This window comes from Roseateles sp. (assembly GCF_019237615.1).
In the GTDB taxonomy this organism is placed as follows: Bacteria; Pseudomonadota; Gammaproteobacteria; order Burkholderiales; family Burkholderiaceae_C; genus Pelomonas.
On the sequence record NZ_JAFAGT010000082.1, the window covers coordinates 15,632 to 29,492 of the forward strand.

Annotated in this window: 13 protein-coding genes; 3 read left to right on the forward strand and 10 right to left on the reverse strand. The window is 70.2% G+C overall.

What is annotated here, in order from left to right; genetic code table 11:
• Positions 1-7 precede the first annotated feature (7 nt).
• The 4 genes from JOY88_RS16130 to JOY88_RS16145 are packed head-to-tail and all read right to left on the reverse strand — an operon-like array spanning position 8 to position 5,739.
• Entirely contained in the window at positions 8-1,300 is a 1,293-nt protein-coding gene (locus JOY88_RS16130; protein WP_293503654.1) for a TolC family protein, read from the reverse strand.
• Positions 1,300-4,422, reverse strand: coding sequence for an efflux RND transporter permease subunit (locus tag JOY88_RS16135; RefSeq protein ID WP_293503655.1), 3,123 nt, complete (start codon positions 4,420-4,422; stop codon positions 1,300-1,302). The genes JOY88_RS16130 and JOY88_RS16135 overlap by 1 nt, the downstream gene beginning before the upstream one ends.
• Positions 4,415-5,542, reverse strand: coding sequence for an efflux RND transporter periplasmic adaptor subunit (locus JOY88_RS16140; RefSeq protein WP_293503656.1), 1,128 nt, complete (start codon positions 5,540-5,542; stop codon positions 4,415-4,417). The genes JOY88_RS16135 and JOY88_RS16140 overlap by 8 nt, the downstream gene beginning before the upstream one ends.
• 56 nt (positions 5,543-5,598) lie before the next feature.
• Positions 5,599-5,739: a hypothetical protein gene (locus JOY88_RS16145; RefSeq protein WP_293503657.1), complete on the reverse strand. Its 141-nt coding sequence runs from the start codon at positions 5,737-5,739 to the stop codon at positions 5,599-5,601.
• A gap of 326 nt (positions 5,740-6,065) precedes the next feature.
• Here JOY88_RS16145 and JOY88_RS16150 point away from each other — a divergent pair, with 326 nt between their 5' ends.
• Both JOY88_RS16150 and JOY88_RS16155 read left to right on the forward strand, forming a co-directional pair.
• On the forward strand, positions 6,066-6,746 hold the full coding sequence (locus tag JOY88_RS16150; RefSeq protein WP_293503658.1) for a response regulator transcription factor: 681 nt from the start codon (positions 6,066-6,068) through the stop codon (positions 6,744-6,746).
• Positions 6,739-8,139 carry a sensor histidine kinase gene (locus JOY88_RS16155; protein ID WP_293503659.1) on the forward strand — a complete coding sequence of 467 codons (1,401 nt, stop codon included), beginning with the start codon at positions 6,739-6,741 and terminating at the stop codon, positions 8,137-8,139. Before JOY88_RS16150 ends, JOY88_RS16155 begins: the two co-directional genes overlap by 8 nt.
• A 13-nt stretch (positions 8,140-8,152) precedes the next feature.
• Here JOY88_RS16155 and JOY88_RS16160 read toward each other — a convergent pair whose 3' ends face one another.
• Entirely contained in the window at positions 8,153-9,052 is a 900-nt protein-coding gene (locus JOY88_RS16160; protein WP_293503660.1) for a LysR family transcriptional regulator, read from the reverse strand.
• A 105-nt stretch (positions 9,053-9,157) separates the two neighbouring features.
• Here JOY88_RS16160 and JOY88_RS16165 point away from each other — a divergent pair, with 105 nt between their 5' ends.
• Entirely contained in the window at positions 9,158-10,360 is a 1,203-nt protein-coding gene (locus tag JOY88_RS16165; RefSeq protein WP_293503661.1) for a patatin-like phospholipase family protein, read from the forward strand.
• A 13-nt stretch (positions 10,361-10,373) separates the two neighbouring features.
• Here JOY88_RS16165 and JOY88_RS16170 read toward each other — a convergent pair whose 3' ends face one another.
• The 5 genes from JOY88_RS16170 to kduD all read right to left on the reverse strand — a co-directional run bounded on the left by JOY88_RS16170 (position 10,374) and on the right by kduD (position 13,861).
• Positions 10,374-10,817: a DoxX family protein gene (locus JOY88_RS16170; protein ID WP_293503662.1), complete on the reverse strand. Its 444-nt coding sequence runs from the start codon at positions 10,815-10,817 to the stop codon at positions 10,374-10,376.
• Positions 10,818-10,858: 41 nt separating this feature from the next.
• A complete protein-coding gene (locus tag JOY88_RS16175; RefSeq protein WP_293503663.1) occupies positions 10,859-11,740 on the reverse strand; it encodes a pirin family protein in 882 nt (293 codons plus the stop codon).
• Positions 11,741-11,754: 14 nt separating this feature from the next.
• A complete protein-coding gene (locus JOY88_RS16180) occupies positions 11,755-12,348 on the reverse strand; it encodes an NADPH-dependent FMN reductase (protein WP_293503664.1) in 594 nt (197 codons plus the stop codon).
• Between the two features lie 78 nt (positions 12,349-12,426).
• Entirely contained in the window at positions 12,427-13,143 is a 717-nt protein-coding gene (locus JOY88_RS16185; RefSeq protein ID WP_293503665.1) for an IclR family transcriptional regulator, read from the reverse strand.
• Complete coding sequence (gene kduD / locus JOY88_RS16190) at positions 13,100-13,861, reverse strand: 2-dehydro-3-deoxy-D-gluconate 5-dehydrogenase KduD (RefSeq protein WP_293503666.1); 762 nt, start codon at positions 13,859-13,861, stop codon at positions 13,100-13,102. The genes JOY88_RS16185 and kduD overlap by 44 nt, the downstream gene beginning before the upstream one ends.

Here is a 13,861-nt window from a genome sequence, read left to right on the forward strand (position 1 = left end):
ACCAAGGTCACAGGTTGGGCCGCTGCGCCAGGCTCAGCTGCAGCAGGACCGTGGCATTGGCCAGGTCGCTCTGCGCCTGCAAAAAGGCGAGATAGGCATCGTCTGCCGAGCGTTGCGCGTTCAGCAACTCCAGCAGCGAGGCGGCGCCGTTGCGGTAGGACAGGCGCATCCCTTCCAGCACCTTCTGGGAGTCCGCCAGCACCGAGTCGCGGTAGCGGGCCAGGTTCTCGCGCGCCGCCAGGAACTGCGCATGCGTGGCACGGACGTCGGCCTCGGCCTTCAGCTCGGTCTGGCGCAAGGCCAGCAGCGCCTGCGTGACCGCCGACTCGGCCTGGACCAGTTCGCCCCGCTGCAGTCTTGACAGCGGAATGGGAATGGACACCGACAGGCTCAGGGTGTTGGAACGCGGCGAGCCGTCCACCGGCTGGCCTTCCGCGTCGACCGAGCTGCGGCCATGCGGCGTGTAGCCGTAGCTGAGGCTGACGCTGGGGTCGACATAGCGGTTGGCGCGTGCCAGATCGGCACTGTCGCGCGCATTGGCCAGGGTTGCACGCGCGATGAGCACATCGTCGCGTCCGCGCAGCGCGCTCTCGACGAGCGCGGTGACGTCGTCGCCGGGCTCGAAGGCCTGGTAGGCGCAGTCCAGCGGCTGCTCGCCGAAGACCTCGGCCAGGTTGCGGCTCAAAGGCACCGCCAGGTTGATGCGCGCGACCCGCACATCGGCCCGCGCCTTGACGACGGCAGCCTGGTACTGGTCGCGCTCGCTGCGCGACTGCAGCAGCTCCAGCCCGCCGACGTCGCCGGCCTTGCGGCGCACCTCGTTGGCGCGCACGACGTCGGACAGCGCCTGCAGCGTCGCCTCCTGGCGCAGCAGCGCCTCGCGGGTGCGGCAGGCCTCGGCAAAGGCGCCGGCCGCGGCGCTGTAGAGGTTGTGCTTCACACCCTCGGCATTGGCCTGGGTCAGCGCGACGGTGCTCTCGGCCGCCTTGACGCGGCGACCGCGCTTGCCGGCCGTTTCCAACGTCCAGCTCAGGCTCAACGACTGACCCAGGCGCGGCTTGGGGTTGACCTCGCGGCTGAACTCCTTGGGGCCAACGTCCCAGCTCAGGCTGGGATCGGGTGCCACACCGGCGATGGACACGCCGGCACGCGCCGACGTGATGGCCTCCCGCTGGACGGCGAGATCGAGACTGTGCTGCTCGACGGCGTCCAGATAGCGCGCAAAGCGGACGGGGTCGGTCTGGGCTGCAGCCAGGCCGGCGGTGGCGGCGAGCGCCAGCGGGAAAAATCGACGCAGCATCATGCGGTCTCCTGGGCCGTGGCCGCTTGGGCTTCGGCCTGGGCGCGTCGCTGCGCCACGGCCTCGACACGGGTTTCAATCCATTGGTAGAGGGCGGGCAGCAGCAGCAGCGTCAGCAGCGTGGCCGTCACCAGCCCGCCGACGACGACGGTGGCCAGCGGGCGCTGCACGTCGCTGCCCAGCCCCTGGGCCAGCATGGCCGGCGTCAGGCCGAGCGCGGCGACGGTGGCCGTGACCAGCACGGGCCGGATGCGGCTGCGCGCGCCCTCGATGACGGCTTCGCGCAGCGCGCGCCCCTCCTGGCGGCGCAGCCGGTTGATCTGCGCAATCATCAGCACCCCGTTCAGCACGGCGACGCCGAAGAGCGCGATGAAGCCGACGGCACTGGACACGTTCAGCGTCATGCCGCGCAGGTGCAGCGCGGCCAGCCCGCCCAGCGTGGCCAGCGGCACCACGGCCAGCACCAGGGCCGGCTGGCGCAGATTGCCGAACTCCGCGAACAGCAGCAGGAACATCAGCCCCAGCGTCATCGGCAGGATCAGCGCCAGGCGGGCCTGGGCGCGCTGCAGGTTCTCGAACTGCCCGCCCCAGACGAGCTCATAGCGTTGCGCGTCGAACTTCACCTCCCGCTCGATGGCGGCCTGTGCGTCCGCCAGCACGGCCGACAGGTCGCGCCCGCGCGGGTTGAGCTTGACCGTCAGGTGCCGGCGCGCGCTCTCGCGCGTGATGGTGCTCTCGCCCGCCACCGTGCGGATGCCGGCGACCTGGGCCAGCGGGACCTTGGCGCCGCCCGGCGCGGACAGCATCAGGCCGGCGATCGCCTCGGGGTTGTTGCGGACCGACTCCGGGAAGCGCACCGTGAGGCCGTAGCTCTTCTCGCCGACGAAGACCTGGCCTATGGTCGCGCCGCCGATGCCGGTCGTGATCAGGTCGCTGACGTCGTTGGCGTTGATGCCGTAGCGGGCCGCGGCCGCACGGTCGACATCGATCTTCAGGTTCGGCAGCGGCGGCTCCTGGTCGATGGCCACATCGGCCGCACCGGGCACCTTGTTCAGCGTCGCGACCACCTCGCCGGCGATGCGGCGCAGCTCGTCGAAGCTCTCGCCGTAGATCTTGACCACCAGGTCGGTGTGCGCGCCGGACAGCTTGTCCTGCACGCCGTCGATCATGGGCTGCATGAAGCCCACGCTCAGGCCCGGGATCTGCCGGTAGCGCGCATCCAGCTTGGCGATCAGGTCCTGCTTGCTGATGCCGGACTTCCAGCTCGCGTAGGGATGCAGCCCGACGCTGGCCTCGATGTGCGAGACCGTCCAGGGGTCGGTGCCGTCGTCGTTGCGGCCGGTCTGCGTGACGACGTAGGACACCTCGGGAAACTCGCGCGTCGCGTTGCGCAGCTCGCCGGCCAGCGCGCTGGCTTTGTCCAGCGTGATGCCGGGCGGCAGCGTGACCTGCAGCCATAGCGAACCCTCGTCGAGATAGGGCAGGAAGTCGCGGCCTATGGTCGAGCCCAGCAGCAGCACGCCCGCCAGCGCGCCGACACAACTGGCCAGCACCCAGCGCCGCTTGTCGATGGCGGCATCCAGGAAGCGCTGGTAGCGCGCCACCAGCCAGTCCATCGGCCGGTTGCGAAACACGCGCCGCGGCTTGCGGAAGGCCAGCCAGGCCAGGCCGGGGATCAGCGCCAGCGCCGACAGCAGCGCGCCGATCAGCGCCGAGCCGACCGCGAAGGCCATCGGCGAGAACAGCTTGTACTCGATGCGCTGGAAGGCAAACAGCGGCAGGTAGGCGGCGATGATGACCAGCATGCCGAAGAAGATCGGCCGGGCCACCTGCAGCGTCGCCGTGATCGCGTCGGCCGCAGTGATCTGGCGCCCCTCCTGCTGCTCGCGCCGGCGCATGATGTTCTCAACCAGCACGACCGCCCCATCGACGAGGATGCCGAAGTCGATCGCGCCCAGCGACAGCAGGTTGGCCGGGATCTGCAGATGGCGCATGAAGACGAAGGCGATCAGCAGCGCGAGCGGGATCGTCACCGCGACGATGAAGGCGGCGCGCCAGCTGCCCAGCGACAGCAGCAGCACCAGCGTCACGAGGGTCACGCCCTCGATCAGCGTGTGGCCCACCGTCTGCGTCGTCGCCTCGATCAGCGAGCTGCGGTCCAGGTAGGGGACGACCTTGACGTCCTTGGGCAGCAGATGCTCGTTGAGGTCGCGCACGGCCTCGTGCACACCCTTGATGACCGCCGAGGCATGCTCGTCCTTCAGCAGCAGCGTGATGCCCTCGATGGTGTCGGCGTTGTCGTCCTTGCCGAGGATGCCGCGGCGCTCGACGTTGCCGTAGGCCAGGCGGCCGAGGTCACGCACCAGCACCGGCGTGCCGTTCTTCGCGTTGACCACGACGTTGCCCATGTCCTCCAGCGAACGGATCAGGCCGACGCCACGGATCACGTAGGCCTGCTCGCCGCGGTTCATGACGCTGCCGCCGGCGCTGCTGTTGTTGGCGTTGATCGCGTCCTTGATCTGCTGCAGCGTGAGGCCGTACTGGACCAGCTTGGCGGGGTCCAGCTCCAGCATGAACTGCGTGGTCAGGCCGCCGAAGTTGGCCACGTCGATGACGCCAGACACCTTCTTCAGGCGCGGGATGACCGTCCAGAACTGCAGCTCGGACAGCTCGCGCAAGCTGCGGCTCTTGGATTCCAGCGTGTAGCGGTAGATCTCGCCGATGGGCGAGGTGTAGGCGTCCAGCCCAGGCTGGGCGCCATAGGGCAGGCTCACGCCCGCGATGCGCTCCTGCAGGCGCTGGCGCGACCAGTAGCCCTCCACACCGTCCTTGAAGACGACGGTGATCAGCGAGAGGCCGAAGGTGCTCTTGGAACGCAGCACATGCAGGCCCGGCGTGCCGAGCAACTCGCGCTCCAGCGGCACGGTGATCTGCTGCTCCACCTCCTCCGCGGCCAGGCCCGGCACCTGCGTGACCACCTGGGACGTCACGTCGGCGATGTCGGGGTAGGCCTCGATGGGCAGCTGCTTCCAGCTGTACCAGCCATAGAGCGCGACGAAGGCGAAGACCAGCCAGACGATGACGCGGCGCTCAAAACACAGGGTGACGAGGCGTTCAATCATTGAGCAGCACCCCTTCCTTCACGACGATGCGCTCGCCGGCCTTGAGCCCGGACAGGATCTCGACGCGGTCGCCCATGCTGGCGCCCACGGTGACCTGGCGGGCCTCGAACTTGAACGGTGCCTTCTCGACGAAGACGCGCGTGAACAGGCCGCTCTGCAGCACCGCCGTGGCCGGCACGAGGATGGCCGGATGGGACGCACCCGAGAACACGACCTTGGCGAACATGCCGGGGCGCAGCTTGCCCTCATGGTTGTCCAGCAGCAGCCGGACCTTGACCGTGCGGGTGTCCACGTCCAGCACCTCGCCGACGTAGCGCACTTCGCCATTGATCGGCTCGCCGGGATAGGCGTTCAGCAGGATGCGTGCCTTCTGCCCGACGAAGACGGCGGCCAGATCCTTCTCGGCGACGGCGGCCGTGACGGCCACGGTGGACAGGTCGGCCACCGTCATCAGCGGCGCGGTGATGTCGTTCCAGTAGCCACCCTGGGCGCCGCTCATGTCGATGACGCGCCCGTTGATCGGCGAGCGCAGCACGAACTGGCGTCGCGCGGATGCGTTGCTCGCGCCCAGCTGGGCCAGGCGCGCCTGCGTGACCTGGGCGTCGCTCTCGGCCTGGTTGTAGGCGAGCTGCGCCGCCTCGAAGTCCTTGCGGGCGGCAATGTCCGCATCGAGCAGCAGCTTCTGGCGCTCCAGGTCGCGCCCGGCCTGCTGCAGCGAGGCGCGGGCCTTGGCCGCGTCTCCGTAGGCCGTACTCAGGTCGGACGAGTCCAGCGTGAAGAGCGCATCGCCCTTGCGGACCGCGTCGCCCAGCGCGCGGTGCAGGCGCTCGACGCGGCCGGTGACGGGCGACGTGATCTTCACGAGGTGGTCGGGCAAGGCCTCGACGGACCCGGGCGCGCTGATCGGCTGCTCGACAATGCCGTTCTGGGCCGTCTCGACGACCAGGCTCTTGCGCAGCGGCGACGCGGGCGGCACGACGGCGAGCGCGCCTTCGCGCTGCACGGCCGAGGTGGGCGCGCTGGCGGCCCCGTCGGTGGGATCGGCCGGGCTGCAGCCAGCCAGCCAGCAGGGCAGGATCAGGCAGGGCAGGACATGGGTACGAAGGCGGGGTAGACTCATCGGAGCTCTCCGGAAGGTCAAATGGAAAGACAGCCCGCCCGGTGGCGGGCTGGATCTCAGCGCAGGGTGACGAGCAGCCCCTGGAATGGCATGCGCCCGGGCCGCGGAGCGGCCACGGGGGCAGGCCGCAGCCGTTGCAGCGTGGCCTGGAAGGCGCGGCGGTGGGCGAAAAGATCGAGCAGCGAACGGAGCAGCATGTGGTTCTCCTGCGGACGGAGCGCCGCAAGCCACCTCATCCGCTAGTCGCGACCGGCCATGCAGCGTCCCGCCCAGTGACTGGGAATGGGCGTGAGCGGGAATTCAGGCGCCTGCCGGCGCCGACAAGGGGCGGGGTCCATCGCGGCTCCTGTTGGCATGGATCGGATGCGCGGCCGATACGGCGCGCGGGGTTGCTGTACCTCGACTGGTACGCCCATGAGCATAGAAAGTGCCGCCTGAAGAAAGGCCCAAGGCTTCCTGAATTTCTCTTCAGGATCGCCGGCCGCCAGCGATGCGACACTGCGGCGCAGGCAAGGACGTCACGATGAGAATACTTTTGGTCGAGGACGACCGCAAGGCCTCGCAGCTGCTAACGCGCGGTCTCGTGGAAGAAGGTTTTGTCGTCGACGCCAGCTTCAGCGTCGCCGAGGCCGACGAGAAGGCCTACGTGACGACCTATGGCCTCGTCGTGCTGGACTGGATGCTGCCGGACGGCGACGGCGTCTCGCTGTGCCGGCGGCTGCGCGAGCGTGGCCAGCAGGTGCCGGTGCTGATGCTGACAGCCCGAGACGCGCTGGCCGACCGCGTGGCCGGGCTCAATGCCGGCGCCGACGACTACCTGACCAAGCCCTTCGAGTTCGAGGAACTGCTGGCGCGCGTACGGGCGCTGCTGCGCCGCTCCGAGCTGACCCGGCCCACGCTGCTGGCCGTGGGCGAGTTGACGCTGGACCCGGTCACGCAACGCGTGACCCGCGCCGGCAGACCCATAGAACTGACGCCCAAGGAATACGCGATCCTGCAGTTCCTGATGCGCCAGCCGGGCGAGGTCGTCAGCCGGTCGCGCCTGGCCGAGCAGGTCTGGCAGGCCGACCTGCTGGCCATCGACAACCTCATCGACGCGCACATGAGCAATCTGCGGCGCAAGGTCGACCCGGCGGGCAGCGCCCCCCTGGTCGAGACCGTTCGCGGCCGCGGCTTCCGCATCAAGCCGGTCGGCGATGCTTAGCTTCCGTCGGCGCCTGGCCCTGGTGCACCTGGTCTCGATCACGGCCGTCCTCGCGATCACGGCCTGGGTCACCTACTGGAGCCTGGTGAACGCCCTGCGCGGCCAACTGGACGGAGCCTTGCTGGCCCTGGCCGAGCAGGAGGCGGGCATCCTGGCCGAGAACCCACGCCTGCCGGTGCGCGTGCACGAGGCCGGCGCCAGCAGGGCGCCGCCGTCCTACGCGCGGCTCGACCGCCTGGTGCAGATCATCGATGCCCGCGGCGGCGTGCTCGCCCGCAGCGGCAATCTCGGGGATGCGCAGTTGCCGACGCCCCCTGCCCTGCTGGAGCGCCTCAAGGCCGGCGAGACGGTCTTCGAGACGCTGCGCCACTATGGCGAGGAGCCGACCCGGCTCGTCTCGGTGCCCATACGCGGCCATGGCAGCGCCTGGGCGGTCCAGGTGGCGGGCTCGCTGGACGACGTCGACCATGCGATCAGCTCGGCCGGCTATGTGTTCGCCGCGATGGGCTTCGTGCTGGTGGTGGTCGTGACACTGGGCGGCGCGCTGCTGACCCGGCGCGCATTCGGCGCCATCAGCGATGTCGTTCAGCAGGCCCGGGCCATTGGCGACGCCAACCTCGCCGCCCGCCTGCAGCATCCGGGCACGCAGGACGAGATCGGCCGCCTCGTCGACACCCTCAACGACATGCTGATGCGCATCGAGCTGTCCTTCGAGGCACAGCGGCGCTTCACGGCCGACGCCTCGCACGAGCTTCGTTCACCGCTGTCGCGACTGCGCGCCGAGCTGGAGATCACGCTGCGGCGGCCGCGCGAGAGCGCCGACTACGTGAATGCGCTGCGTTCCTGCCTGGACGAGGTCGAGCGCCTGACCCTGATGGTCGAGGAGCTGCTCGCGCTCGCGCGCCTCGATGCGGGGCAGGAAGCGCCGCATGTCGGGGCACTGGATCTGGCACCAGTCGTCGAGTCCGCGGTGCAACGCCTGCGCGGCATGGCACAGCGGCAAGGCGTGGAACTGCACTACCGGCCCGCGCCCGACATGCGGGCGCAGATCGCCGAGAACTCGCTGGGCCTGGTGATCGCCAATCTGCTGGACAACGCCATCAAGTTCTGCGGCTCGGCCGGCCATGTCGGCGTGTCGCTTTCGGCGCAGGACGGCTTTGTCCGGATCGACGTCGACGACGACGGCCCCGGCGTCGCCGAGGAAGACATGCCACACCTCTTCGAGCGCTTCTACCGCGGCGCATCGGCGCGCGGCGGCGCGGTCAGCGGCGTCGGCCTCGGCCTGGCGCTGTGCGAGGCCATCCTGAAGGTCTACGAGGGGCGCATCGAGGTCGGGCGTTCCACGCTTGGCGGCTCCCGCTTCAGCGTCGTATTGCCGCGCGCGCTGCGCTGAGGCCCCCTGGCGCTCAAAACACCAGGCCCTGCGCCACCATCTTCGTCACCGCGAACTCGATGAAGACGCTGACCGCGCGCGGCAGCTGCCTGCGGCTCAGGTAGACCAGGTTGACATCGACGCCGGCGACGGTGAAGTCCGGCAGCACCGGGATCAGCTCGCCGTCGCGCAGATGAGGCGCCGTCATGATGTCGGGCAGCAGGGCGATGCCGATGCCGGCCACGGCGGCCTTCAGAAGGACGTTTGCCGTGTTGGCATAGAAGCGTCCGGACACCTGGGCCTCCACCGGGCCGTCGGGGCCGTCGAGGCGCCATGCCGTGCGGCCCGACGGTGCCGGCATCGACAGGCAGTCGTGCAGCGCCAGCTCGTCCAGGGACTGGGGCGTTCCGCGCGCCGCCAGGTAGGCCGGGCTCGCCACCAGGGACTGCCGGTTGGTGCCGAGCCGGCGCGCCACCAGGGTGGGCTCCAGCAGCTTGCCGGCCCGCATCGCGACGTCGACGCTCTCCGCCACCAGGTCAGCCCGTGAGTCGCTGAGCAGGAACTCCAGCCGCACCCGGGGGTGGGCCGCCAGGAACTCCGTGATCCATGCCAGCTGGAACCAGTTGAAGAAGTCCGCCGGGGCCGCCACCCTGACCTTGCCGCTGGGGATCTGGCCACCCTCCCCCAGCTCCGCCGCCGCGTCCGACAGCGCCTCCACCTGGTCGGCGCAGCGCGCGTAGAAGGCCTCTCCTGCATCGGTCAGGGCCAGCTTCCGGGTGGAGCGGTGCAGCAGCCTCAGGCTCAGCTGCACCTCCAGCTGCTGCACGCGCCGGCTCAGCGTGTTGGCGGGCATCCCGGAGCGCCGCGCCGCCTCGGCGAAGCTGCCGGCCCGCACCACCTGTACGAACAGCGCCACATCATTCAGATCAACCAAGCTCATCTCCTGCTGGATGGGCGGGCCCGCACGGCCCCGGCCGCATGCGTCCCGCCCTTCGTCACTATCATGGCCCGACATCCATGGACCGGGTGAAGCCTCGAAGTGCAATTTCTGCGTCTCGCCCTCTCGCGCGCCACGACGGCATTCAAGCAGTCCTGCGGCACCGTCGTGCGCCTCGATGCCGTACCAGCGGACCTGGTGGACCGCGCGACGACGCCGGGCATTCCCGACTCGCGGTACTGGCTGGGCGCCCACATCGGCCCCTTCATCGAAGGCGCACTGAATGACCACCGCCGGGAGGTGGCGTTCCTCGCCGCCCAGGGATTGCCCACGGACCCGCTGCCGCCCATCCATGTGCTGGCCATCTCCGGCGGCGGGGATCGCGGCGCCTTCGGTGCCGGCCTGCTGAGCGGCTGGACGGCCCATGGCAGCCGGCCCAGGTTCAAGGTCGTCACCGGCATCAGCGCTGGCGCCCTGATCGCGCCTTTCGCCTATCTGGGGCCGGCGCATGACCCGACGCTGCGGGAGTTTGCGGTCTCCGCCGGCCTGGACGGCGTCTTCCGGACGCGCGCGCTGCTGGCGGGTCTGTCGAGCGACGGCATGGCTGACAGCGCGCCACTGGCGCGCCTGGTCGAGAAGTACGTGACGCCCGGGCTGCTGTCCGCCATCGCGGCGGAGTACGCCACGGGCCGCGCCCTGGTGGTTGGCACGACGGAGCTGGACTCCGGCCGCGCCGTCAGCTGGAACATGGGGGCCATCGCCGGCAGCGGCACGCCCGAGGCGCTGGAGCTGTTCCGCCGCGTGATGGTGGCGTCGGCCAGCATCCCGGGCGTCGTGACGCCGGTGATGATCGACGTCGAGGTCGAAGGCAGGCGCTACCAGGAGATGCATGTCGACGGCGGCGTCATCAACCAGGTGTTCACCTACCCGTCCAACACCCTGGCGGCGCTGGAGCGCGCGCTGGGTCGGCCCTACCGGCGCGAGATGCACATCTATGCCGTACGCAACGGCAAGCTGCTGCCCGAGTGGGCGGCGACGCCGCGCCGGACGCTGAGCATCGGCGGGCGCGCCTTCGGGCTGCTGATGCAGCGCCAGGGCCTGGGTGACCTGGAACAGATCTACCGCACGGCGCTGCAGGACGGGGCCGACTTCAACCTCGCCTGCATCGGCGCCGACTTCACGCAGGGCAAGGCGCGCGACTTCGACCCCGAGTACATGCAGCACCTGTTCGACTATGCCCACCGGCGCGGGGCGCAGGGCTGCGACTGGCAGAAGACGCTGCCGGGCGGGCTGCCGCCCCGGTAGCCGGTTCAAGGGCTCAGCGCCCCTGCCGCACGTCGAGGCTGTAGCGGCCGGCGCCGTTGGCCGCCAGCATCAGGAAGGCGCCCGCGATGGAGAGGTTCTTCAGGAACATCGTCATCTGGATCTGGTCGCCGAAGTTGCTGTGGAACAGCAGCCCGCTCAACAGGGTGAAGCCGGCCAGCAGCACCGCCATGAAGCGCGTCCGCCAGCCGGCGATGACGGCGACAGCGCCGAGGACCTCGGTGACGATGACCAGCGGCAGCAGCGCCGCCGGCACGCCCATGGCCGACATATAGCCGGACGTGGCCTGGTAGGCAGCCAGCTTGCCGACACCGGAGAGCAGGAACAGCGCGACCAGCGAGACGCGGCCGAGCAGCTCGGTCGCGGGACGCAGGGCCGAACCGGCACCGGACGAGGCGCGAACGGACGAGAGGGTGGGGGTTTGAATGGCAGTGGACATGAGGAACTCCTGGTTGCGAGAAGAAATGGGATGAAAGGACATCAGAACGCGGCGCGACGGCGCTGGCCCAGCCGGGCGCCGATGGCACGGATTCCCGCCTCGCCCTGGCGCAGCGCCTCGGGGTTGGTGTGCACCGAGTAGTAGCCCATCACGAGGTCGTGCGGGTGCTTGGCAGCCGAGCCGAGCACGAACTGGGTGTCCTGCTCGGCGCGGATCTCGATGGCCTGGTTCGACTCCTCGAACACCACCATCTCGCCCGCGCCGACGCGCTGCGGCACGCCGAGCTCGCCCTCGCTCACCGCGAGCCAGGCCACCGAATGCCCGCGCGGCGGCTCGTAGCGCCACGTCTGGCCGGCGCGCAGCTGCACGCCCAGGTAGTTCATCGACGAGGGTTGCGGAATGGGTCCCGTCTGGCCGCCATGCTGGCCCAGCAGCACTCGGGCCGGGCCGACGCGCGGCAGCTCTCGCGGGTCCAGGTAGAGGCTGCGCGCCGGCGCGTTCTCCAGCTCCGGCGGCATCGCGACCCAGAGCTGGAAGCCGCGGATGCGCCCCGGCGAGGCCGGGCCGCCGGTATGCCAGACGCCACCGCCCGCCATCATCCATTCGACGCCGCCGGACGGCAGCTTGCCGCTCGCCCCCGTGGTGTCCTCGTACACGATGGCGCCCTCGATCATGTAGGTGAGCGTCGCGATGCCGGAATGCGGATGCAGCGGCATGGCGCCCGGCTGCATCGCGTCGTCGTCGAAATGGTCCAGGAAGACGAAGGGCTTGACGAGGTGCCCCAGGTCGGAGGGGCTCATGAGCCGGGTGATGCCGCCATGGCCGCGGCCCTGGGTACGGTGCAGGATGCGGCGGGGGACCTCGGCGGGCCGGGCTGGCTTGTCGGCCACGGCGGGCGCGGATGCGAGAACGAACGAGTTCATGATGATCTCCTGGGTCATTGCGCGGTGAGGAGCTCGGCCTGGCGCGCAGTCTTCAGCGTCGCGGCCCACCAGGACAATTCGTCCAGCAGTTGGGTCGCCGCCTGCGCCAGGTGCGGGAACTCGTCGAAGCTCTTGCCCTGCTGCCAGAGGCCGAGGAACTCGACCATGCCGATGTGAACGGCATTGCGCACGGACACCATCTGCAGTTCGGCGGCGACCAGGCGCAGCTGCTCGACCGCGCGCGCCGCGCCGACGCCGCCGTAGCCGACGAAGGCCATGGGCTTGCGCACGAACTCGGTGTAGGCGTAGTCCAGCGCGTTCTTCAGCACGGCGCTGGGGCCGTGGTTGTACTCGGGCGTCACGACGATGAAGCCGTCGAAGCCGGCGAGCCGCGCCGCCCAGGCCCGGGCCTGCTTGTTCTGGGGCGGCCCCCAGCTGGGCGACATGGCTTCGGCGAAGAACGGCAAGGAATGGTCGCGCAGGTCGACGATCTCGACGCGCAGATCCTGGCGCTGGCTGGCGATGGCATGGATCCACGCCGCCGGCCGGTCGCCGAAGCGACCTTCGCGGGTGGAGCCGATGATGATGCCGATCTTGGGCTGGGTCACGGAGAACTCCTGAGAGGTATCGAGGTGTCGATAGCCTAGGTTCCAGGAGTGCCGCGGACTAGCCGGCCGGCATGGGTTTCATTCGTCCAGTTTCGGCAGGAATGGCAGGGGGGCGGGTGCGCTGCATGCCTGCTGCGGCATGTGGCCCAGGCCGCTGGAGATCGTGGCAGTCGCGGCCTGGAGCCCGGCTGCCAGTTCGCCGACCCTCGCTGCGTCCGCGCGCCCCGCCGGCACGTGCATGACCAGGCCGCCAACGACCTGGCCGTCGTGGTCGAAGAAGGGCATGCCCAGGCTGCACAGATGGGGCAGCCGCCGCACATGGCAGGTCGGCCCGCCCGCGCCGAGAAAGGAGCGCTGCAAGGGCTCGCGCGAGCCGACCGGGATGCAGACCCCGGTGGCCCCGTGGGATTCCACCTTTTGCACGTAGACGATGTCGTCCGCGTCGCGCAGGCCCAGCGTCACGGCCTCGCCCGAACTGCGCGCCAGCTCGCGCATGGCCGGCCGGGCCAGCGCGACGACGTCGGGCTGCGGCAGCGCGCGGGCGCCCAGCTCGAAGACACGGGGCGTCAGGCGCCAGCCGCCGCCAGACTCCCGCAGATAGCCCAGCCGGGCGATGGCGTGCAGCAGCCGCTGTGCGGTGTGCGTGGGCAGCGCCGTCTTCGCGGCCAGTTGCTGCGCCCCGCCCTCGCCTTGGTCCGCGACCGCGCCGAGCAGCGCGAAGACCTGGTGTACGGCGACGATGTCGCCCTTGCTAGCGTGCCAGCCATCCACCGTCGACCGCCAGCGTGTGGCCATGGACATAGCTGGCGGCATCCGACGCCAGGAACACGATGGCGCCCGCCAGGTCGGCCGGCGAGCCCCAGCGGCCGGCCGGGATGCGGGCGAGGATGGCGTCGTTGCGCTGCGCGTCGGCGCGCAGCTCGGCCGTGTTGTTGGTGTCCATGTAGCCCGGCGCGATCGCGTTGACATTGATGCCCAGCGGCGCCCACTCGTTGGCCAGCGCGCGCGTCAGCCCCAGCACGCCGCTCTTGCTGGCCGTATACGACGGCACGCGGACGCCGCCCTGGAAGGACAGCATGGACGCGACGTTGACGATCTTGCCGCCCCTCCCCTGGGCGACGAAGCGCCGTGCAGCGGCCTGCGACAGCCGGAAGACGGCGCTGAGGTTGAGCTCCATCACGTCGTCCCAGTCGCTCTCGCTGAAGTCGATGGCGGCGCGACGGCGGATGATGCCGGCGTTGTTGACGAGGATGTCGATGCGGCCGCTCGTCGCGGCGGCCGCATCGATCAGCGCCTGTTCGCCGCCACGCTCCGACAGGTCGGCGCGCAGGTCGACGTAGCGCCGGCCGAGCGCGGCCACCTCGCTGCCCAGGTCCGCGGAGCCCGAGCGGTTGATGCCGACGATGTCGGCCCCCGCCTGGGCCAGGCCCAGGGCCATGGCGCGCCCCAGGCCGGTGTTGCAGCCGGTGACGACGGCCGTGCGGCCGGCCAGATCGAAGAGGCCGGTGCTCAT

What these genes read in the sequence shown, in the direction of transcription:
- JOY88_RS16155 (WP_293503659.1), top strand. Translation starts at nt 6,739, where the DNA reads ATGCTTAGCTTCCGTCGGCGCCTGGCCCTGGTGCACCTGGTCTCGATC.
- JOY88_RS16130 (WP_293503654.1), bottom strand. Translation starts at nt 1,300, where the DNA reads ATGCTGCGTCGATTTTTCCCGCTGGCGCTCGCCGCCACCGCCGGCCTG.
- JOY88_RS16170 (WP_293503662.1), bottom strand. Translation starts at nt 10,817, where the DNA reads ATGTCCACTGCCATTCAAACCCCCACCCTCTCGTCCGTTCGCGCCTCG.
- JOY88_RS16185 (WP_293503665.1), bottom strand. Translation starts at nt 13,143, where the DNA reads ATGGCCACACGCTGGCGGTCGACGGTGGATGGCTGGCACGCTAGCAAG.
- JOY88_RS16145 (WP_293503657.1), bottom strand. Translation starts at nt 5,739, where the DNA reads ATGCTGCTCCGTTCGCTGCTCGATCTTTTCGCCCACCGCCGCGCCTTC.
- JOY88_RS16140 (WP_293503656.1), bottom strand. Translation starts at nt 5,542, where the DNA reads ATGAGTCTACCCCGCCTTCGTACCCATGTCCTGCCCTGCCTGATCCTG.
- JOY88_RS16150 (WP_293503658.1), top strand. Translation starts at nt 6,066, where the DNA reads ATGAGAATACTTTTGGTCGAGGACGACCGCAAGGCCTCGCAGCTGCTA.
- JOY88_RS16135 (WP_293503655.1), bottom strand. Translation starts at nt 4,422, where the DNA reads ATGATTGAACGCCTCGTCACCCTGTGTTTTGAGCGCCGCGTCATCGTC.
- JOY88_RS16175 (WP_293503663.1), bottom strand. Translation starts at nt 11,740, where the DNA reads ATGAACTCGTTCGTTCTCGCATCCGCGCCCGCCGTGGCCGACAAGCCA.
- kduD (WP_293503666.1), bottom strand. Translation starts at nt 13,861, where the DNA reads ATGAGCACCGGCCTCTTCGATCTGGCCGGCCGCACGGCCGTCGTCACC.